Below are 18,313 nucleotides of genomic sequence, written 5' to 3' on the forward strand. Positions count from 1 at the left end.
NGCTGCGCGGATGCCCGGTGGTGAACGCCGGGAAGCGCGCCGGGTCGCCGCCGACCTCGTTGAGGGCGATGAGCCGGGAGTAGCGGTAGAACGCCGTGTCCTCGATGCCCTTGGCCATCACCGGGCCGCAGGTCTGCTGGAAGCGCGTGACGAACTCGGGCGGGCCGCTGAGGGCCAGGTCCTCGATCAGGTCGACCTCGGTGGAGCGGCCGGGCAGGTACGAGCGGGCCTGCTCGCAGGCGCGCACCACGTGGCCGCGTGCCTCCAGGCTCGGGGTGCCGTCCGGGCGGATGTAGGCCCGGTAGACGTCGAAGGCGGCCAGCACCTCGCACAGCGCCTCGCGCAGGCCGGTGCGGGTGAGGTCCGCGCGGGCCTCCCGGGCCTCGCCGAGGGCGAGCGCGGTCAGCCGGTCGACCTCGGGCTGCAGCACGCCGGCGAGCACGTCGAGCTTCGCGGCCCGGGCCTCGGCCTCGTAGTCCGGATCGGCGCGGGTGATCTCCTGGTAGAGCGCGGCGAGGGGATGCCCGGCGACGGGGTCGAGGAACAGCCGGGTCAGCCGGGCGATGCCCTCGTAGCCGGTGGTGNCGTCGCAGGCCCAGGTCTCCGGCAGGTCCTCGTCGTTCTCCAGGATCTTCTCGACGACGGTCCACACCCCGCCGGAGGCGTCGGCCAGCCGCCGCAGGTAGCCCTCCGGGTCGGNCAGGCCGTCCGGATGATCGATGCGCAGCCCCTCGAACGTGCCCGCCCGAACCTGCTCGATGAGCAGCCGATGGGTGGCGGCGAAGACGTCGGGTTCCTCCTGGCGCAGCCCGGCGAGGGTGGTGATGTCGAAGAAGCGGCGGTAGTTCAGCTCGCTCGCGGCGACCCGCCACCAGCACAGCCGGTAGTACTGGGCGTCGAGGGTCGCGGCGACGTCGTCGGGGTCGGCGGTGCCGGGCGCGGTCGGCAGCACGTGGTCGTAGTAGACGACGACCCACGCGCCCTCGGTGTCCTGTTCGACGGAGATCTCCCCGGCGGCCAGGCAGTCCGCGAGGCCGGCGCCGAGGATCGGCACGAGCACCCGGCCCGGGTTGTCGGGGGCGGCCCAGTCGATGTCGAACCAGGTCGCGTAGGGGGAGTCGGGGCCCTCCCGCAGCACCGACCACCAGGCCGCGTTCGCCGCCGCCGGGGTGACGGACATGTGGTTCGGGACGACGTCGACGACGATCCCGAGGCCGGCCTTGCGGCAGGCGGCGGTCAGCCGGCGCAGGCCGCCCGTCCCACCGAGCTCGGGGTTGATCTGGCCGTGCTCGACGACGTCGTAGCCGTGCGTCGAGCCGGGGGCGGCCTCCAGCACCGGCGACAGGTACAGGTGCGACACGCCGAGCGCCGCCAGGTAGGGGACGATCACGGCCGCGTCGGTGAGGGAGAAGTCCAGATTGAGCTGCAGCCGGTAGGTCGAGGTCGGGACCACCCGCTCGCCTCGGGAGCCGCCCGGCGGCGGGGCGGTCGGCTCAGTCGACACGGCGCAGCACGACCGTCGAACGGGCGTCGATCTCNATCGGGTCGCCGGCCTTGACCACCTTGCCCACGTCGGTGGGATCCAGGGCGGTGTGGGCCAGGGGGNTGACCTCCAGAGTGGCGTCGATCTCCGCGGTGGACTTGCGGGTGTCGATGACCGTCTCCCAGGTCGCGCCGAAGCTCGGTGCCGGCACGCGGAAGGCGACCGGCTCGAAGTGGGCGTTGAAGTACAGCAGGAAGGAGTCGTCGGAGATCGGCTGGCCGAGCGCGTCCGGGTCGGGGATGCCGTCGCCGTTGAGGTAGACGCCCAGGGTGCGGGCCGTGCCGGACTCCCAGTCGACGTCGGACATCTCGGTGCCGTCGGGCCGCAGCCAGGCGATGTCCTTCTTGGCCGGGTCGTCGCTCGCGGCCGGGTCGTCGCCCGCGGCGCCGCNGGNCGCGGTGCCCTGCCCGCGCAGGGAGAGCCCCTTGAAGAACCGGCGTCGGCGGAAGATCGGGTGATCCTTGCGGAGCCTGGCCAGCAGGCCGACGAACTCGACCAGGTCCGNGTTGCGCTCGGCATCCGCCCAGTCCAGCCAGGAGATCGGGTTGTCCTGGCAGTAGGCGTTGTTGTTGCCGTGTTGGGTGCGCCCCATCTCGTCTCCGGCGACCAGCATCGGCACCCCCTGGGACAGCAGTAGCGTCGTGAGCAGGTTACGGGTTTGCGCGGTCCGCAGGGACAATACGTCCGGGTCGTCCGTCGGCCCCTCGACTCCGCAGTTCCACGACCGGTTGTCGTCGGATCCGTCCCGGTTGTCCTCGCCGTTGGCCTCGTTGTGCTTCTCGTTGTACGAGACGAGGTCGCGCAGCGTGAACCCGTCGTGGGCGGTGATGAAGTTGATCGACGCCCAGGGACNCCGCCCGTTGTTCTCGTACAGGTCGCTGGACCCGGTGAGGCGGGAGGCGAACTCGGCGATGCCGTGGTCCTGGCCGCGCCAGAAGTCACGGACGGTGTCGCGGTACTTGCCGTTCCACTCCGTCCACAGCGGGGGGAAGTTCCCGACCTGGTAGCCGCCCTCGCCGAGGTCCCACGGCTCGGCGATCAGCTTGACCTGGGAGACGACCGGGTCCTGCTGGACCAGGTCGAAGAACGACGACAGCCGGTCGACGTCGTAGAACTCCCGGNCCAGCGTGGCGGCCAGGTCGAAGCGGAAGCCGTCGACGTGCATGTCGNTCACCCAGTACCGCAGCGAGTCCATGATCAGCTGCAGGACGTGGGGGTGGCGCACCCGCAGGCTGTTGCCGGTGCCCGTGTAGTCCATGTAGTAGTGGGGGTCGTCGTCCACGAGGCGGTAGTAGGCCGCGTTGTCGATGCCGCGGAAGCACAGCATCGGCCCCATGTGGTTGCCCTCGGCGGTGTGGTTGTAGACGACGTCGAGGATCACCTCGATCCCGGCCTCGTGCAGGTTCTTGACCATGCCCTTGAACTCCTGCACCTGCCGGCCGTGGCCGCCGGAGGCGGAGTAGCCGTTGTGCGGGGCGAGGAAGGCGATCGAGTTGTAGCCCCAGTAGTTGCGCAGGTTCTTGCTGACCAGGTGCTCGTCGTGGACGAACTGGTGCACGGGCAGCAGCTCGATCGCGGTGACGCCGAGCTTGCGGTAGTGGTCGATCATCAGCGGGTGGGCGACGCCGGCGTAGGTGCCGCGGTACTCCTCGGGCAGNCCGGGATGGTTCTTGGTGAGCCCGCGGACGTGCNCCTCGTAGAACACCGACTCGTTGTAGGGCGTGCGCGGCGGACGGTCGCCGTTCCAGTCGAAGAACGGGCTGATCACGACCGACTTCATCATGTGCGGGCCGGAGTCGGCGTCGTTGACGCTGTCCGGGTCGCCGAAGGTGTACGGGAAGACCGCCTGGTCCCAGGCGACCTCGCCGTCGACGGCCTTGGCGTACGGGTCGAGCAGCAGCTTGTGCGGGTTGCACCGGGCGCCGTGGGCGGGGTCGTAGGGCCCGTGGACCCGGTAGCCGTAGCGCTGCCCCGGCCCGACCGCCGGCAGGTAGGCGTGCCAGACGAAGGCGTCGACCTCCTTGAGATCGACCTGGTCCTCCTTGCCGGCGTCGTCGAACAGGCAGAGCTGGACCNGGTCGGCGATCTCCGAGAAGAGCGCGAAATTCGTCCCCGACCCGTCATATGTGGCGCCCAGGGGATAAGGGCTGCCCGGCCATACCTGCGACATACGAACGAAGCCTACGGCCAGGACGGATGCTCTGATCCGGGGGCGCACGAAATGTGAGGTCAGAGCTTTGGTGATCATTGAGGTTTCATTGATCGGCGGCTGACGGCCGGNCCTAGCATGGACTCATGGCCGACTGGGCGATCTGGGTCGTCGTCGCCGGCGCCCTGCTCGTCGGCGAGCTGCTCACGCTGGATCTGACGCTGGTGATGTTCTCGCTGGCGGCGCTGGTGGGCGCCGCCGTCGCGGTGCTGGGCGTCGATGTGGCCTGGCAGATCGTCGGGTTCGTCGTGGCGGCCGGTGGCTTCGGCCTCGGGCTGCGCCCGGTGGCCCGCCGGCACCTGCAGCGCGGCCCCGAACTGCGCACCGGCACGGAGGCGCTCGTGGGGGAGCAGGCCCTGGTGGTGGAACAGGTCAGCGGCGACGGCGGCCGGGTCAAGATCAAGGGGGAGGTCTGGTCGGCCCGGTCGTACCCGACCACGACCGTGCTGGAGGTCGGCAGCCAGGCGCACGTCCTGCGCATCGACGGAGCGACCGCCATCGTGCATCGATTCGAGATCTGACCCCACGGCCCGGCGCTCCCGGCGTCGGCGGGGTCAGGCACAAGGCCCGCGGGTCCGACTGGGAGGGGTTCGTCATGGCAGGTGTCATCGTCGCCGTGGTGGTCGCGGCGGTATTGCTGATCTTTCTGGCGCGGGCGGTGCGGATCGTGCCGCAGGCGCGGGCGATGGTGGTGGAACGCCTCGGCCGGTACCACCGCACCCTCACCCCGGGGCTGGCGATCGTCGTCCCGTTCGTCGACCGGGTGCGCGACCGCATCGACCTGCGCGAGCAGGTGGTCAGTTTTCCGCCGCAGCCGGTGATCACCGAGGACAACCTCGTCGTCGGGATCGACACGGTCATCTACTTCCAGGTCACCGATCCGCGGGCGGCCACCTACGAGATCGCCAACGTCATCCGCGCCATCGAGCAGCTCACCGTCACCACGCTGCGCAACGTCATCGGCGGGCTGAACCTGGAGGCCACGCTCACCTCCCGCGACCAGATCAACGGACAGCTGCGCGGCGTGCTCGACGAGGCCACCGGCAAGTGGGGTATCCGGGTCAACCGGGTGGAACTGAAGGCCATCGACCCGCCGCGGTCCATCCAGGACTCGATGGAGAAGCAGATGCGGGCCGAGCGGGACCGTCGCGCGGCGATCCTGACCGCCGAGGGCGTGAAGCAGAGCGAGATCCTGCGGGCCGAGGGGGAGAAGCAGGNGGCGATCCTGNGGGCCGAGGGCGAGCGCGAGGCGCAGATCCTCACCGCCGAGGGCGAGGCGAAGGCCATCGGCACGGTGTTCCGGGCGATTCACGAGGGCGACGCCGACCAGAAGCTGCTGGCCTACCAGTACCTGCAGACGCTGCCGCAGATCGCCCAGGGCCAGGCGAGCAAGCTGTGGATCGTGCCGAGCGAGCTGACCGGCGTGCTCGGCGGCCTCGGCAGCGGCCTCGGCGGTCTGCTGGGCACCGGCGGGCCGGCCACCGGCCAGGACGGCGCGCCCGCCCGCGGCGGGCCCAACGGCGCCGCGCCGCAGCGGCCTCATGCCGCGTCGGACTGACTCACCCGGATGAACCATCCACGAGGCGGGGAGCGTGGTTGNCCCGAACCGGGGTTCCGCCCAATTAGTCATACTTCCGGAGGGGGGTGGGGCTAGTCCGCCGAGCCGGACCATGGGACGATTTGTTCAGCCATACGGGGGCGGGTCGACAGGCGCAGGGGAAGGCGTCCCTCGTCGACGGAGGTCCCGCGTGGTCGCAATGTCCTCGACAGCTCGTGAGCTGTCATCCGGCTCGTCGTCCTTNGCCGTGCCGGGCAAGCTGGCGGTGCTCGCCTGTCCNCCGGCCCTGTGCCCGCATCTGGAGTTCGGCGTGTCCGGCGTGTTGTCGTCGCCGGTGTCGCTGACCTGGACGGCGCAGCCCGGCATGCCCGGATTCCTCTTCGCCGGGCTGGAGTGGCGCGCGTCCCCGGGTACGGCGGGCCGAGTCGCCGGCGCCCTGCGCAGGCTCGGTCACATCACCTTCGAGACCGTCGAGGGGCCCTCGCCCGGGTGTGACGCCGAGCGCTATTCCTATACCCCCGATCTCGGCCTGCACCGCGCCGCGATCGCCGCGAACGGTGACGTGGTGGTCGGCGAGGCCGCCCTGCGGGCGCTGCTGGAACGGGGCGAGGCTCGGGAGACCCTCGCCCGTGGCCTGCACCGTCTGCTCGGGACGGCGTGGGACGACGTCCTCGAGCCGCTGCGCCGGGGCGCCCACGGGGCCCCGGTCACCTGGCTGCGGCGCACCGGCTGAAGACCCGCCGCCGACCGGCCCGCGGGGCCCCGGACCTGCACCGGGTGGGCGCGCGTCGCGGATGGTCAAAGCCCTACGACGCATCGGCGCGGAGATGGTTGCGAGGGTGTGGTGAAGCCCACACCCGGGTAGCGCGGGTCTGACGGGCACATACCCCGGCGGTCGTGCGTTGTGGCTTGCGCACGACCTCGCACAACCATTCTGGGAGTTATTCAGTGGCCACCGATTACGACACACCTCGTACGGCTGACATAGAGGACGCCTCCGAGCAGAGTCTCGAAGCCCTCAAGGCACGGCGGGCGGACGCGGCGGCTGATCTCGGTGACGATGTCGACCCGTTCGAGACCGAGCTCGGCCTGCCGGGTGCCGACCTGGCCGGAGAGGAACTGAACGTCCGGGTGCTGCCGCGGCAGGCTGACGAGTTCACCTGCACGCAGTGCTACCTCGTCCACCACCGCAGCCAGCTCGTGGACGAGCGCCGGATGGTCTGCCGGGACTGCGCGGCCTGAGGAACCGCGTTCGGATGTTCCACCGCATGGCCTCTGGCGTGGGCTCGCAACACGCCACGGCCGTGGCGGGGGCCCGCTGACGGCACGCCCCGACCGGCCCGACCGACGGGGTTGCCTCAGCCGACCAGCACGCCCGCGTCCCGCATCGCCGCCACGGCCCGCTCCCCGTCGCCCGGATGCAGGTTGACGAATCTGGTTCGAGCCAGCGGCAGCACCACCGTGAGACCCTGCAACCGCGCGTCCAGCGCGCTCTCCCGGACGATGTGTATAAGAGACAGGCCACGGCCCGCTCCCCGTCGCCCGGATGCAGGTTGACGAATCTGGTTCGAGCCAGCGGCAGCACCACCGTGAGACCCTGCAACCGCGCGTCCAGCGCGCTCTCCCGGACGCAGTGGTCGCCGGCCAGGCCGACGACGACGAGCGTCGACACCCCGAGCTCGGCGAGCCGCTCCCCGAGCACGGTCGCCGACCGGTGCCCCGAGGCCGGGTCGCGCACGGAGAAGGCGGAGTAGCCGTCGGCCCCGTCCACCCCCTTGCGGATCACCTCGCCCGACACGACCAGGTCGGGATGGAAGNCGGCTCCCGCGGTTCCCGCCACGCAGTGCGGCGGCCAGACACCGCCGTCGGTGACGAAGTGCGGGGTGCGCGCGGGGTGCCAGTCCTGGCTGTAGAACACCGGGGAGCCGGCGGCCACCGCGGCCTCGACCTCGGCGTTCACCCCCTCGACGATCTGCTCGCCGCCGGCCACGTAGAGGCTGCCCGCCGGGTCGGCAAAGTCGTTCTGGACGTCCACGACCAGCAGGGCGATTCCCGGTCCGTAACGCGCAGTCACCGNCGCAGCTCCCCTTGCCTCATGCTGCCATCCTCGTGCCGGCCCGGCCGCCGGGCGGGAGCGGGCCGCGGGCGATATGACCCCACCTGATCCCACCTGACCCCACTGTCGCATCCCGACACGCCCGNGTCGATATCCCTGATCATGGCGTTCTGGCGGCCTAGGTTCGGGGCATGCGCAGCCGCGATTATGGCCGAGATGTCCTGGCGCCCGCCGCCCGGACCCGCCCGGTTCCGCCGCCGGAGGTCGAGCTCGAAGCCGATCTGGTGGTCGAGGAGGTCGCGACGGGCTTCTGCGGCGCGGTGGTCGGCACCGAGCGCGGCGCCGTCACGCTGGAGGACCGCCACGGCGCCCGCCGGGTCTTCCCGCTCGCACCCGGGGCGTTCCTGCTGGAGGGGCGCCGGGTCACACTCGTGCGGCCCCGTCGGGCGGGGCCTGCCGCCCCGGCACGCACCGCGTCCGGCTCGCTCGCCGTCGCCGGTCATCGGGCCCGCGTCGCCCGTGCCAGCCGCATCTACGTGGAGGGCGTGCACGACGCCGCCCTCGTCGAGCGGGTGTGGGGTGACGACCTGCGCGTCGAGGGCGTGGTGGTGGAGAGCCTCGACGGGGTCGACGAGCTGCCGGGGGTCGTCGAGGCGTTCCGGCCGGGGCCCGGCCGGCGGCTGGGCGTCCTCGTCGACCATCTCGTCCCCGGCTCGAAGGAGAGCCGCATCGCCGCCGCCNTCACCGGCGAGCACGTGCTGGTCACCGGCCATCCCTACATCGACATCTGGCAGGCGGTGAAGCCGGCGTCGATCGGCATCCCGGCCTGGCCGACGGTGCCCCGCGGCGAGCCGTGGAAGGAGGGGGTGTGCCGGGCGCTGGGCGTTGCCGAACCCGTCGATCTGTGGCGCCGGGTACTGGCCTCGNTCGACAGCTACACCGATCTCGAGGTGGGCCTGCTGGGAGCCGTGGAGCGGCTGATCGACTTCGTCACGGCCTGACACCGCCCCCCGCGCCGCCCCGGGGAGCCTGCCGTGCTGCCGTGACGCCGCCCTGTTCTGGCGGGGTTCGGGCGTTCGCATACGGTGAGTGCGGACGGGGCAGCTCGACTCCTCCGTAGGTGGGAGACACGATGCCGGTGTGGGTCAGGCCGTCGATGCTCGCCCAGATCGTCGGCGTGGTCGCCGTCGCCCTGGTGGCCGGGTTCGGTCTGCGGTTCGCGCTGACCGGCTCGGACCAGCACGGCGCCCCGGTCCCCAGGCCCGTCGACTCGCCCGTCGCCGCCGGCCCGGCGGCGCTCGCCGGCCGCACCGTCGTGCTCGATCCAGGGCACGACGGCGGCAACAGCCGAGCGAGCGCGGCCATCAACCGACTGGTGCCCGCCGGGGGTTTCGACAAGGAGTGCGACACCGTCGGGGCGCAGACCGACGGCGGGTACCCGGAGCACGCCTTCACGTTCGATCTCGCCCAACGGGCCGCCGTGATCCTGCGCTCCCGCGGCGCCAGGGTCGTGTTGACCCGGCCGGGCGACGACGGCGTGGGNCCGTGCATCGACGACCGGGCGAAGATCGGCAACAGCGCCGGCGCGGCCGCGGTCGTCTCCGTCCACGCCGACGGCGGGCCCGCCGAGGGGCGCGGCTTCCACGTGATCGCGCCCGCGCTGAGTCCCGACCGGGCCAACGCGGCGATCCTCACCCCGTCGAGCCGGCTCGCCGGGGCCCTGCGGTCGGCGTTCGGCCGCGCCACCGGCCAGCCGCTGGCCGACTATCTCGGCAAGGAGGGGATGACGATCCGGTCCGACCTGGGGGGCCTGAACCTCTCCCGTGTCCCGAAGGTGTTCCTCGAATGCGGGAACATGCGCAACCGGACCGACGCCGCGGAAATCATCGATCCGGCCTGGCGGGCCCGGGCGGCGAGCGGCATCGCCGACGGTGTGACCGCGTTCCTCCTGGCCTCGGGTTCGCCGTCGGCGGCGCCGACCCGCTGATCCGGCTCCTCGCGATCGTGCCGCGGCGGGGCCGTCCGGCCTGGGTAGCAGCGGATCCGGGCGGGCGGTGGTTGGGAAACGACCGCGCGACCGCGCCCGAACATGAAAACGGCCACTCCAGGGAGTGGCCGGCCAAAACAGAAAAAACACCGTACTGCGGGTGGGCGATACTGGGATTGAACCAGTGACCTCTACCGTGTCAAGGTAGCGCTCTCCCACTGAGCTAATCGCCCGCAATGGATCCAGAGGCGGAGGCGGGAATCGAACCCGCGTACAGGGCTTTGCAGGCCCTTGCCTAAACCACTCGGCCACTCCGCCGCGGGAGGCCGCTGGTACGGACCTCAAGCCCCTCTGTTCCCGAGCGGACGACGGGATTCGAACCCGCGACCCTCACCTTGGCAAGGTGATGCTCTACCAACTGAGCCACGTCCGCGCTGCACCAGGAGTTCTTGGCGGTGCAGGTAGCACTCTAGCGGACGAACGGCCCCTGCGTCGAATGGCCCGCCAGACGTCGCGGAGATGTTGCGTTGGGTCAAGGTGTCCCACGTGAACATCGGGTTTCGCCCACGGCACGTCCACCGAGCCGGTCGACCCCCCGGGCTCGGTCTCCATCCGTGGCCCGCGGGTCACGCGTTCGCCCGCGGCAGCGTTCGCGGCACGTCTCGCGGGCGTGGACGACCGCCTGCGGGGCAGGGGATCCACGGCCGGGCAGACCGATCGGGAAGCCCGTGGGAGGGAGGTGTCGATCCGGGAGGGGCGGTAACGTGATCGGAATGAGCCGGACGAACCTGGGCGCTCCGGAACCGGTCGTCCGCGGGTCCGCGGCGGTCCCGCGGTCCAGGCCACCGTCGTACCTGCTCGCGGGCGAGCGGCTCGCCACGGGCGTGGTGGAGATCAGCGACGATCCCGCGGTGCTGGAGCGCGGCGGCTTCTGGGCCGTGGTCGTCGACTTCGAGGGGGCGCTGCGGTGCGTCCGGTTCGCCGACGTGCGTCCGGCGCCCGCCGCGGGTGCCGCGGCGCTGAGCCGCGGCCCCTGGCGCGGCCCGGACGCGCGATCCTGGGCCACCAGCCTCGACCGCGCCGCGTACGTGGCCGGCGCGACGACCATCCGGGAGCGCATCGCCGCCGGCGACGTCTACGAGGTCAACCTCTGCCGGCTGCTGTCCGCGCCGCTGCCTCCGGCCGGCCCCGGCGGCGAGCCGGTCGAACCCGACCCCGCCGCGCTCGCCGCGATCCTCGCGGCCGGCAACCCGGCGCCGTACGCGCTCACGCTCGACGTTCCCGAGGCCGGCCTGCGGATCGCGGGGGCCTCGCCGGAGCTGTTCCTGGCCCGGGACGGCGACGTCGTCCATTCCGGCCCCATCAAGGGCACCGGCCGGAGCGTGCGCGACCTGCGGGACAAGGACGTCGCCGAGAACATCATGATCGTCGACCTGGTACGCAACGATCTCGGGCGGGTGGCTCGGACGGGCAGCGTCGCCGTGCCGGCCCTGTGCGCCGTCGAACATCATCCCGGCCTGGTGCACCTCGTCTCGACGGTGCGCNCCCGGCTGCGGTCCGGGGTGGGCTGGCCGGAGCTGCTGGAANCCGCCTGCCCGCCCGGCTCCGTGTCCGGCGCGCCCANGTCGAGCGCGCTGCGGATCATCGGTGAGCTGGAGCCGGGGCCGCGCGGTCCCTACTGCGGCGGCATCGGCTGGGTGGACGCCGACAGCGGCCGGGGATGGCTCTCGGTCGGCATCCGTACCTTCTGGTTCGGCGCGGACCGGCTGTGGTTCGGCACCGGCGCCGCCGTGACCTGGGGCAGCGACCCGCTGGGGGAGTGGCACGAGACCGAGCTCAAGGCCCACCGGCTGGTGGGCCTGGCGAGCGGCTGAGGTCGAGCGGCCGGCCCGCGCCGGCGCACCAACGACGACCCGCCTGGCCGGAGGGTCTCCGACCAGGCGGGTGGGTGCTCGTCAGGCAGGTGGATGCTCGGCATGCGATGGATGGGAACTGCCTCGGATGCAGGAGGCGATGGGGGAGGAGCTCCCCCTGTCGAACAGTGCCCGCACCGGCTGACCGGGGTCGGGCAGCGATCCCGACCCCGGTCAGATCACCGCTCGGGACCGCCCCAGATCAGCAACGCGAGCTCCGCATCGAGATCGATGATGTCGCTCTCGCCACCGAGGGGCACGGCGGAGTACGTCCGCCGTAGGAAGGCCAGCACCTCGGAGCGCGGCATCTCGAACAGCGCGTGCCCCGACGGACTGGACAGGGACAGGCAGACGATCCGCCCACCGGACTGGGCGGCCGGCCACACCTGCACATCGCCGTCCCCGGCGGGACGACNCACGCCGTCGCTCAGGAGCTGGCGTGCGAAGGTCCACTCCACGACCTCGTCCGCTCCCGTCCGGAAGCCGATGCTGATCGCGTAGGGGTCGGCCGGCTCGTACCGGACCGTCGCGGCAACCGGCACAGGAGCGCCGCCGGGCACGACGAGACGAAGGGCGAGTTCGGCGGTGATCGAATCGTGACGAATAGTCATCGGGCGGCCTCTCATGGTGCGTGGTGCGGGCGAGCACCCNTGTAACGGGATAGTTCCCTCTCCGAGTCCCGTTGGAAACAAGATTATGCCAAGACAACATCCGTTACGGCAGTTCGGGCGAGTTGACCGGCCCGGAAGGGTGACCCTTTCCCGGGTAGATCGTAGATCGGACGGCCGCGAGATGTACCCCCACCGCAGGCGGGCGGATGGTTACCATCCGTAGCGTCCGAACGTCCCCCGAGCGTCAGGCCAACCTGCCAAGGCCGTTCCACTTTGAGCCTTCCCCGTCCGGGTGGTTCTCAACCTTGGCCAGTCGCGGCGAACCTGACCCAGTCCACCCACCGGACGGGACGGCGGACATCGGTGTATCCGTCCNCCGGGACCCCCCTGCATCGACCCGGATCGGTGCCGTGTAAGGTGGTCCCACCACCCGCAAGGGCGTATAGCTCAGTGGTAGAGCGCTGCCTTCACACGGCAGAGGTCCGTGGTTCGAAACCACGTACGCCCACGCGATCTGGCTTGTCATGCTGCGCCCCCTTCCGAGGGGCTTGCCGCGGTCCCGCGTGATGTCTGCCCGGGGGGCGACCCCCCGGACCCCCCGCGATGGGTGTGGTGGTGGGTTGGGGTGGATGGGCGGGTGTGGGTGGGAGTCTGGCTCTGAGCGCATGGGATCCCTTGGTGGGTGGGCCTTGGCGCTGGTTGTCGGTGGGGCGGCTCGGGCTGGTGTCGATCTTGCCGCCATGTCGAATCTTCGCGCTGGGCGGGGGCTTGGCCTGGTGAGCGCTGGTGCCCGGGGGATGGCCCCAGGTGCGCTCGCGATGGGCCTGGAGGCACGTCTGACCAGGGGCTCGGACGGTGGTGTTCGGGTCGTTGGTCGGGGGGTTGGTCCCGGGGCGGCTCGGTGGAGACNGGCGGGTGGCGCGGGAAGCGTCCGGTGCGGGTGGGTCGTGCTCATGCTCGCGCCTTTGAGTTCCGGTCGTCGGTGATCCGCTGCGGTTTCCCCTTTGGTGTCGGTTCCCGGGGCTGCCAGGCACCGCCGCGTCGGTGAGTTCGCTGGGGGCGGACCGGCGGCGGGCCATCGGATGGAGATCGTCCTGTCCGGCGTTGGCGCGCTTCCTGCCAGCACAAATGCCGCTTTCTTCGCGATACGCCNGCCCGCTTCGGGCGTCGGTCGGACCGGAACAATCTCCTCGCGACCCCACTTTGGTGCCATGCCGGTGGGGGTCCTCGACGTCGGGCCCGCGGACGGGGCGCCCGCACCGCGCCGGGCGCCTTCCGGCGGACGGTGACGGAGAGTGAGCATCGCCGAGGGTGGGCCGGTGTGGTCCGCCGATCTGGCCAGCCGAAGGGCGATCGCTTTTCTGGTTCCGCCGGTCGAGATGAGTGGCCCAGACCGCGAAAGACCGTCCGGGTTCGGACGATCGAATTCACCTGGGTGGGCTACCCCGGGTGGTCCGGGGTGGACGGTGCGCCTCGTCGGTCGCCCGGCAGCGGCGCGCGAGGATCGCCGTCGGCCGGAGTCGAAGGTGACGGGGCGGGGTGGGCCGACCGCGGTGGCCGATGACGTCGCCGTTGGCCCATCGTGGATCGCCATCGTTGTGCGTCCCGCCCCTTCGGTGAGATCGTTGGTGTGCCCACGGGTTCAGGTCCGGCGCCGGCGATGTTCGTCGGGATAGTTCCGGTCGNCATGAGACCGGCCCTGTACAGATCGGCTGAACACCCGCTAAGCTGATCCGGTAGGGCGTAGCGGGTCCCTTTTGTCGGTGCGGCGCCGCGCAGGATGCGTCGGGAGATCTCTCCCGTTTCGTACGTTTCCTTCGGGCGTGCCGCCGCGNCGGCCGGGACGCCGTGGTTCGAAACCGAATACGCCACTCGAGGGAGACTGGCGGCGACCCCCCCACGCCGTCAGTCTCCCTCTTCATCTGCGGGTACGCACCTGCGCGTGGGCGTCATCGCCCTCGCGGGAGCCCCTCATCGGTCCACGTCCTGATAAATTGGCGGGATGATGGCCACCCTTCGAGGGGGATCGTCCGATGCAGGTGGCAGGGTTGTCCCCGGTGGGCAGGCCCGGTCGGCCATGTCCCGTCCAGTCGCTCCCACCTGCGGGCTCCCCCGGCCAGGCCGGGACGGCGAGCTCACTGTGACCACCCGGTGAGCGCCGAGGTCTCGCCTGGCGGGGTTCCGCTGGAGGAGCAGGCCGGGGTCGGCGGCCCGGATGCCTTCCAGCGGCTTTACACCCCGCACCGGATGGCCTACATCAAAGGCGAGGGGCGCGGGCGCGACGACGAATGNCCCTTCTGCTCCATCGTCGACATGTCCGATGAGGACGGGCTCGTCGTCGCCCGCGGGAAAACCGTCTACGCNGTCCTCAATCTCTATCCCTACAATGCCGGGCATCTGCTCGTCGTGCCTTACCGGCATGTGGCCGACTATGCCGACATGGAATCCGAAGAAATCGTGGAGATGGCCTTTTTCGTGCAGCGGGCCCTGCGCGCGCTGCGCACCGCCAGCGGAGCCCACGGTTTCAACACGGGCATGAACCTCGGCCACGTCGCCGGGGCTGGGATCGCCTCCCATGTGCACCAGCACGTGGTGCCCCGGTGGGGCGGCGANACGAACTTCATGCCGGTGGTGGGGGCCACCCGGGTCCTGCCCGCCCTGCTCGGGCAGACGCGGGAGATGCTCGCCGACGCCTGGGCGGCCGCCGCGGCCACGTCCACGTCCACGGCCGAGGCCGAGGCCGAGTAGGTCGACGCCGAGGAGGCCGCCGCAGGCGGCTCAGCCGAGCAGCGAGTCGGCGAGCTGCGGCGGCATCGGCTCGTAGCCGTGCGGCTGGCGGTGGAAGCTGCCCGTTCCGTGACTCAGAGAGCGCAGCTCGATGGCGTACCGGGACATCTCGCTCTCGGGCACCTCGGCGTGCACGACGGTGCGCGTCGCCGCGAACGAGCTCGCGCTGCCCGGCGGCGGCGGCACCGGATCCATGCCGACGACCCGTCCACGCCGGGTCGACAGGTCGCTGACCACCGTCCCGACGAACTCGTCGGGCACCGACACGTCGACCGCGAGCACCGGCTCGAGCACGACGACGCCGCCGCTGCGGACGGCGTCGCGCAGCGCCAGCCCGCCGGCGATCTGGAAGGCCATGTCCGAGGAGTCGACGCTGTGCGACTTGCCGTCGACCAGGCGCACCCGCAGGTCGGTCAGCGGGTGGCCGGCGCGCACTCCCTGGGCCATCTGCGCCCGGACCCCCTTCTCGACCGAGGGGATGAACGAGCGGGGGATGGCGCCGCCGACGACCTCGTCGACGAACTCGAAGCCGCTGCCCGGCGGGAGCGGCTCGACCTCGATCTGGCAGACGGCGTACTGGCCGTGCCCACCGGACTGCTTGACCTGACGACCCAGCCCCCGCGCCGGGGCCCGCAGCGTCTCCCGCAGCGGGATGACGGTCGGCACCCGGTCGACGGTGGCGCCATAGCGCTGGGCGAGGCGCTCCAGCACGGACTCCGCGTGGGCCTCGCCCATGCTCCACAGGACGAGCTGGGCGGTCTCCGGGTCCTGAACCACCCGCAGGGTCGGATCCTCGACCGCCAGCCGGGACAGCGCCGTGGCCAGCCGGTNCTCGTCGGCCCGGCCGCGGGCCCTGATCGCGATCGGCAGCAGCGGCTCGGGCATCGTCCAGGCGGGCAGGTGGCGCGGATCATCGAGGTTCGACAGGGTGTCGCCGGTCTCGGCGGTCGCGAGCTTCGTCACCACGCAGATGCCGCCCGCCGGGCAGTCCGGCACGCTGTGCAGCACCGAGCCGTACGGCCGGGACAGCGCGCCGACCCTCTCGTCGTCGTCGTGGTCGGCGTGGCCGGCCGCCGCCCGGCCGTGCCCGCTGACGTGGACGTGATCGTCCGGGTGCAGCGTCCCGCTGAACACCCGCACGACGGACATCCGGCCCACGTACGGGTCGGTGGTCGTCTTGACGACCTCGGCGACCAGCGGCCCGGCGGGATCGCCGGTGGCCGGGTCGCAGGCCGTGCCGTCGGGCCGGGTCAGCACCGGGAGGGGATGCTCCGCCGGCGCGGGGAAGCCCTGGACGAACAGGTCGAGCAGCTCCGTCGAGCCGAACCCGCCGGCCAGCGCCGGGCCTCGGTCCTCCGCGACCCGTTCGTTCCTGTCCCGTCCGTTCCTGTCCCGTCCGTTCCTGTCTCGCTGGTTGCCGTCCCGCTGGTTGCCGTCCCGTTCGCCCCGGTCGTGGTCCGCGCGCCGTTCGGTGAGCAGGCCGATCGGCAGCACCGGGAAGAACGTGCCGTGGGCGACCGCCTTCTCGAGGTCGGCCAGCAGCAGGTCCGGATCGGGGTCGGCGCCGGCCAGGTAGCGGTCGAGCAGGGTCTCGTCCTCGCTCTCGGCGATGATTCCCTCGACGAGGGCCGCCCGGGCGGCGGCGTGGCGCACGTCGGAGCGATCCGACTCCGCCGCCGACTCGCGCCGCCCGCCGGGGCCGTACTCGACGATCCGGCCGCTGAGCAGTCCCGTCATGCGCACCCCGCCGCCCGCCGCGCGGCTGGGCAGCCAGGCTGGCAGCACCCCGGTGCCGAAGGCGCGCTGGCACTCCTCGACCGCCGCGGTGAAGTCGGCCCGGGCCTGGTCCAGGTGGGTGATCGCGATGGCGCGCGGCATGCCGACCTCGGCACACTCGCTCCACAGCAGACCGGTCGCGCCGTCCACCCCGTCGACGGCGCTGACGACGAACAGGGCGGCGTCGGCGGCGCGCAGACCCGCGCGCAGCTCGCCGACGAAGTNGGGGTACCCCGGAGTGTCGAGCAGATTGACGGTGAGCCCGCGGTGGCTGACCGAGCACAGGGAGAGACTGACCGACCGGGACGGTCGGTGATCGGGGTCGGCGTGCCCGACGTAGCTGGTGTGGGCGAGCTGATGGTCGCCGTTCTGACGCTCGGGCGGCCCGGCGGTGGCGAGCAGTCGGTCCACCAGGGCCGTCTTGCCCGCGCCGGTGTGCCCCACCAGAACGACGTTGCGTACATCGCACGAGGCTGTCGACATCCTCGCCTCCTTGATCGGCAGGTGGGATCCTGTCCGTAACGGCAGAGTCCTCCCAGGTGACGTGGGGCACAAGCCCGAGGGGGGTCGTGGTCGGGAATGCACGGATCGTGGCGGCGGTACTGTGAAGACCGCCCGAAGCCGGGTACACGCGGGACGACGGGACGGACATGCTCGCTAGCAAGGCACGACCGCAGATCCAGAAGGTGNTCGACCCGGTGAGCCAGTGGGCCGCCCGGTCGTCGGTGTCGCCCGACGTCGTGACGATCATCGGTACCGTCGGGGTGGCCGGCGCCGCGCTGGGGTTCTTCACCCGCGGGGTGTTCTTCCTCGGCACGATCGTGATCACCCTCTTCGTCTTCTCGGACCTGATCGACGGGGTGATCGCCCGAGCCCGCGGCATCTCCTCCAAGTGGGGGGCCTTCCTCGACTCGACCTCCGACCGCGTCGGCGACAGCGCGATCTTCGGTTCCCTGATCGTCTGGTACGCCGGTGACGGCGACTCGCTGCCGCTCGTCGTGGCCGCGTTGATCTGCCTGGTGGCGGGCTCGATCACCTCCTACGTCAAGGCACGTGCGGAGGGGCTCGGCTTCACCTGCGACGTCGGCTTCGCCGAGCGCGGCGAGCGGCTGCTGGTCCTGCTGGTCGCCGCCGGGCTGTACGGCCTCGGCGTGCCCTACCTGCTGCCCGCCGCCCTGTGGTTCCTCGTCGGCGCGACCTCGCTCACCGTCGTGCAGCGCGTGGTGCACGTGTACCGGCAGTGGTACCGCGCAGGTGACCCGCCGTCGCCGTCCGCGTCGACCGCGGCCCCCACCGTCCCCTCCGGGGCCGCGCCGGCCGGGCCCGCGCGGCGGCCGTGACCGTGGTCCAACCGTCATCGGGCTGCGCACCGTCCTCGGGCTGCGCACCGTGACCGGACTTCGACGGTGACCGGACTTCGGTCGTGACCGGGGCTCGGCCGTGAGCGAGGGGCGGCTCACGGATCTCGGCTACGCGCTGGGCTGGCGCGGCGTGCGGCTGCTGCCGGAACCGGTCGCCGCCGCGGCGTTCCGGCTGGGCGCCGACGCGGCCTACCGGCGCGGCGGGCGGGGGGTGCGCCGGCTGCGGGCAAACCTGAGCCGGGTGGCACCGCCCGGCACCGACCTGGATCGGCTCACCCGGGCGGCGATGCGCTCCTACGCGCGCTACTGGCTCGAGGTCTTCCGCCTGCGCGAGCTCGGTACCGAGCGGATCGTCGGCCGGATGCGGGTCCTCGACGAGCACCTGCTGCGTGACGCGCACGCCCGCGGCACCGGCACGATCCTGGCGCTGCCACACATGGGCAACTGGGAGCAGGCCGGCGCCTGGCTCGCGGCGACGGGCGTCCCGTTCACCACGGTCGCCGAGCGGCTGN

General features: G+C 71.8%; 7 protein-coding genes, 4 tRNA genes and 28 pseudogenes. 18 read left to right on the forward strand and 21 right to left on the reverse strand.

Features of this window, described 5'->3' with window-relative positions; translation table 11 throughout:
• Window position 1 precedes the first annotated feature (1 nt).
• The 11 pseudogenes from UK94_RS61775 to UK94_RS61830 all read right to left on the reverse strand — a co-directional run.
• Window positions 2-584, reverse strand: a pseudogene (locus UK94_RS61775) (malto-oligosyltrehalose synthase); the annotation flags it as partial.
• A 1-nt stretch (window position 585) separates the two neighbouring features.
• Window positions 586-699, reverse strand: a pseudogene (locus UK94_RS61780) (hypothetical protein); the annotation flags it as partial.
• A 1-nt stretch (window position 700) separates the two neighbouring features.
• Window positions 701-1,453 (reverse strand): annotated as a pseudogene (locus tag UK94_RS61785) (alpha-amylase family glycosyl hydrolase); the annotation flags it as partial.
• A 153-nt stretch (window positions 1,454-1,606) separates the two neighbouring features.
• Window positions 1,607-1,933, reverse strand: a pseudogene (locus UK94_RS61790) (glycogen debranching enzyme); the annotation flags it as partial.
• Window positions 1,934-1,937: 4 nt separating this feature from the next.
• A pseudogene (locus UK94_RS61795) lies at window positions 1,938-2,047 on the reverse strand (hypothetical protein); the annotation flags it as partial.
• Window position 2,048: 1 nt separating this feature from the next.
• Window positions 2,049-2,395 (reverse strand): annotated as a pseudogene (locus UK94_RS61800) (glycogen debranching enzyme); the annotation flags it as partial.
• Between the two features lies 1 nt (window position 2,396).
• A pseudogene (locus UK94_RS61805) lies at window positions 2,397-2,664 on the reverse strand (glycogen debranching enzyme); the annotation flags it as partial.
• Between the two features lies 1 nt (window position 2,665).
• Window positions 2,666-2,712: pseudogene (locus UK94_RS61810) on the reverse strand (hypothetical protein); the annotation flags it as partial.
• A 1-nt stretch (window position 2,713) separates the two neighbouring features.
• Window positions 2,714-3,200: pseudogene (locus UK94_RS61815) on the reverse strand (alpha-amylase family glycosyl hydrolase); the annotation flags it as partial.
• A 35-nt stretch (window positions 3,201-3,235) separates the two neighbouring features.
• A pseudogene (locus UK94_RS61825) lies at window positions 3,236-3,618 on the reverse strand (glycogen debranching enzyme); the annotation flags it as partial.
• Between the two features lies 1 nt (window position 3,619).
• Window positions 3,620-3,791 (reverse strand): annotated as a pseudogene (locus UK94_RS61830) (hypothetical protein); the annotation flags it as partial.
• Between the two features lie 47 nt (window positions 3,792-3,838).
• On the opposite strand from UK94_RS61830, the gene UK94_RS22250 reads away from it, so the two are divergent.
• From UK94_RS22250 to UK94_RS22265, 5 genes and pseudogenes are all read left to right on the forward strand, one after another.
• Window positions 3,839-4,273, forward strand: a complete 435-nt coding sequence (locus tag UK94_RS22250) for an NfeD family protein (protein WP_055751385.1) — start codon at window positions 3,839-3,841, stop codon at window positions 4,271-4,273.
• 74 nt (window positions 4,274-4,347) lie between these two features.
• Window positions 4,348-4,969 (forward strand): paraslipin (locus tag UK94_RS61835; RefSeq protein WP_235489203.1); only part of this gene is annotated, 622 nt, incomplete at its 3' end.
• Window positions 4,970-4,981: 12 nt separating this feature from the next.
• Window positions 4,982-5,310, forward strand: a pseudogene (locus UK94_RS61840) (SPFH/Band 7/PHB domain protein); the annotation flags it as partial.
• A gap of 280 nt (window positions 5,311-5,590) precedes the next feature.
• Window positions 5,591-6,043, forward strand: a pseudogene (locus UK94_RS22260) (DUF3145 domain-containing protein); the annotation flags it as partial.
• A 215-nt stretch (window positions 6,044-6,258) separates the two neighbouring features.
• Complete coding sequence (locus UK94_RS22265; protein WP_011603287.1) at window positions 6,259-6,552, forward strand: DUF4193 family protein; 294 nt, start codon at window positions 6,259-6,261, stop codon at window positions 6,550-6,552.
• A gap of 271 nt (window positions 6,553-6,823) precedes the next feature.
• Here the strand turns inward: UK94_RS22265 and UK94_RS61845 are convergent.
• Both UK94_RS61845 and UK94_RS61850 read right to left on the reverse strand, forming a co-directional pair.
• A pseudogene (locus UK94_RS61845) lies at window positions 6,824-7,127 on the reverse strand (isochorismatase family protein); the annotation flags it as partial.
• Between the two features lies 1 nt (window position 7,128).
• Window positions 7,129-7,384: pseudogene (locus UK94_RS61850) on the reverse strand (isochorismatase family protein); the annotation flags it as partial.
• A gap of 173 nt (window positions 7,385-7,557) precedes the next feature.
• Here UK94_RS61850 and UK94_RS22275 point away from each other — a divergent pair.
• The 5 genes and pseudogenes from UK94_RS22275 to UK94_RS61870 all read left to right on the forward strand — a co-directional run.
• Window positions 7,558-8,106 (forward strand): DUF3097 family protein (locus UK94_RS22275; RefSeq protein WP_235489205.1); only part of this gene is annotated, 549 nt, incomplete at its 3' end.
• A gap of 1 nt (window position 8,107) precedes the next feature.
• Window positions 8,108-8,292: pseudogene (locus UK94_RS61855) on the forward strand (DUF3097 family protein); the annotation flags it as partial.
• Window position 8,293: 1 nt separating this feature from the next.
• A pseudogene (locus UK94_RS61860) lies at window positions 8,294-8,367 on the forward strand (DUF3097 family protein); the annotation flags it as partial.
• A gap of 131 nt (window positions 8,368-8,498) precedes the next feature.
• Window positions 8,499-8,908, forward strand: a 410-nt coding sequence (locus UK94_RS61865; RefSeq protein WP_235489207.1) for an N-acetylmuramoyl-L-alanine amidase, incomplete at its 3' end; no start/stop codon positions are given.
• A gap of 1 nt (window position 8,909) precedes the next feature.
• Window positions 8,910-9,353: pseudogene (locus UK94_RS61870) on the forward strand (N-acetylmuramoyl-L-alanine amidase); the annotation flags it as partial.
• Window positions 9,354-9,514: 161 nt separating this feature from the next.
• Here the strand turns inward: UK94_RS61870 and UK94_RS22285 are convergent.
• The 3 genes from UK94_RS22285 to UK94_RS22295 all read right to left on the reverse strand — a co-directional run bounded on the left by UK94_RS22285 (window position 9,515) and on the right by UK94_RS22295 (window position 9,786).
• A tRNA-Val gene (locus tag UK94_RS22285) sits at window positions 9,515-9,586 on the reverse strand.
• Between the two features lie 13 nt (window positions 9,587-9,599).
• A tRNA-Cys gene (locus UK94_RS22290) sits at window positions 9,600-9,671 on the reverse strand.
• Between the two features lie 42 nt (window positions 9,672-9,713).
• A tRNA-Gly gene (locus UK94_RS22295) sits at window positions 9,714-9,786 on the reverse strand.
• A gap of 340 nt (window positions 9,787-10,126) precedes the next feature.
• Here UK94_RS22295 and UK94_RS22300 point away from each other — a divergent pair.
• Both UK94_RS22300 and UK94_RS61885 read left to right on the forward strand, forming a co-directional pair.
• Window positions 10,127-10,897: chorismate-binding protein (locus UK94_RS22300; RefSeq protein WP_235489210.1), on the forward strand; the 771-nt coding region annotated here is incomplete at its 3' end.
• Window positions 10,898-10,977: 80 nt separating this feature from the next.
• Window positions 10,978-11,227, forward strand: a pseudogene (locus UK94_RS61885) (chorismate-binding protein); the annotation flags it as partial.
• Between the two features lie 218 nt (window positions 11,228-11,445).
• Here the strand turns inward: UK94_RS61885 and UK94_RS61890 are convergent.
• Window positions 11,446-11,681, reverse strand: a 236-nt coding sequence (locus UK94_RS61890; RefSeq protein WP_235489212.1) for an SsgA family sporulation/cell division regulator, incomplete at its 5' end; no start/stop codon positions are given.
• Window position 11,682: 1 nt separating this feature from the next.
• A pseudogene (locus tag UK94_RS61895) lies at window positions 11,683-11,892 on the reverse strand (SsgA family sporulation/cell division regulator); the annotation flags it as partial.
• Between the two features lie 421 nt (window positions 11,893-12,313).
• Between UK94_RS61895 and UK94_RS22310 the strand changes: the two are divergent.
• The 4 genes and pseudogenes from UK94_RS22310 to UK94_RS61910 all read left to right on the forward strand — a co-directional run.
• A tRNA-Val gene (locus tag UK94_RS22310) sits at window positions 12,314-12,385 on the forward strand.
• A gap of 1,643 nt (window positions 12,386-14,028) precedes the next feature.
• A pseudogene (locus UK94_RS61900) lies at window positions 14,029-14,168 on the forward strand (HIT family hydrolase); the annotation flags it as partial.
• Between the two features lies 1 nt (window position 14,169).
• Window positions 14,170-14,240 (forward strand): annotated as a pseudogene (locus UK94_RS61905) (HIT family hydrolase); the annotation flags it as partial.
• Between the two features lies 1 nt (window position 14,241).
• Window positions 14,242-14,489 (forward strand): annotated as a pseudogene (locus UK94_RS61910) (HIT domain-containing protein); the annotation flags it as partial.
• Between the two features lie 166 nt (window positions 14,490-14,655).
• Here the strand turns inward: UK94_RS61910 and UK94_RS61915 are convergent.
• From UK94_RS61915 to UK94_RS61925, 3 pseudogenes are all read right to left on the reverse strand, one after another.
• Window positions 14,656-15,494 (reverse strand): annotated as a pseudogene (locus UK94_RS61915) (elongation factor G-like protein EF-G2); the annotation flags it as partial.
• A gap of 1 nt (window position 15,495) precedes the next feature.
• A pseudogene (locus UK94_RS61920) lies at window positions 15,496-16,664 on the reverse strand (GTP-binding protein); the annotation flags it as partial.
• A gap of 1 nt (window position 16,665) precedes the next feature.
• Window positions 16,666-16,923, reverse strand: a pseudogene (locus UK94_RS61925) (GTP-binding protein); the annotation flags it as partial.
• A gap of 207 nt (window positions 16,924-17,130) precedes the next feature.
• Between UK94_RS61925 and UK94_RS22325 the strand changes: the two are divergent.
• Both UK94_RS22325 and UK94_RS61930 read left to right on the forward strand, forming a co-directional pair.
• A pseudogene (locus tag UK94_RS22325) lies at window positions 17,131-17,780 on the forward strand (CDP-alcohol phosphatidyltransferase family protein); the annotation flags it as partial.
• A 100-nt stretch (window positions 17,781-17,880) separates the two neighbouring features.
• Window positions 17,881-18,312: pseudogene (locus UK94_RS61930) on the forward strand (phosphatidylinositol mannoside acyltransferase); the annotation flags it as partial.
• Window position 18,313 lies beyond the last annotated feature (1 nt).

The sequence above is a fragment of the Frankia sp. AvcI1 genome (genome assembly GCF_001420875.1).
GTDB lineage: Bacteria > Actinomycetota > Actinomycetes > Frankiales > Frankiaceae > Frankia > Frankia alni.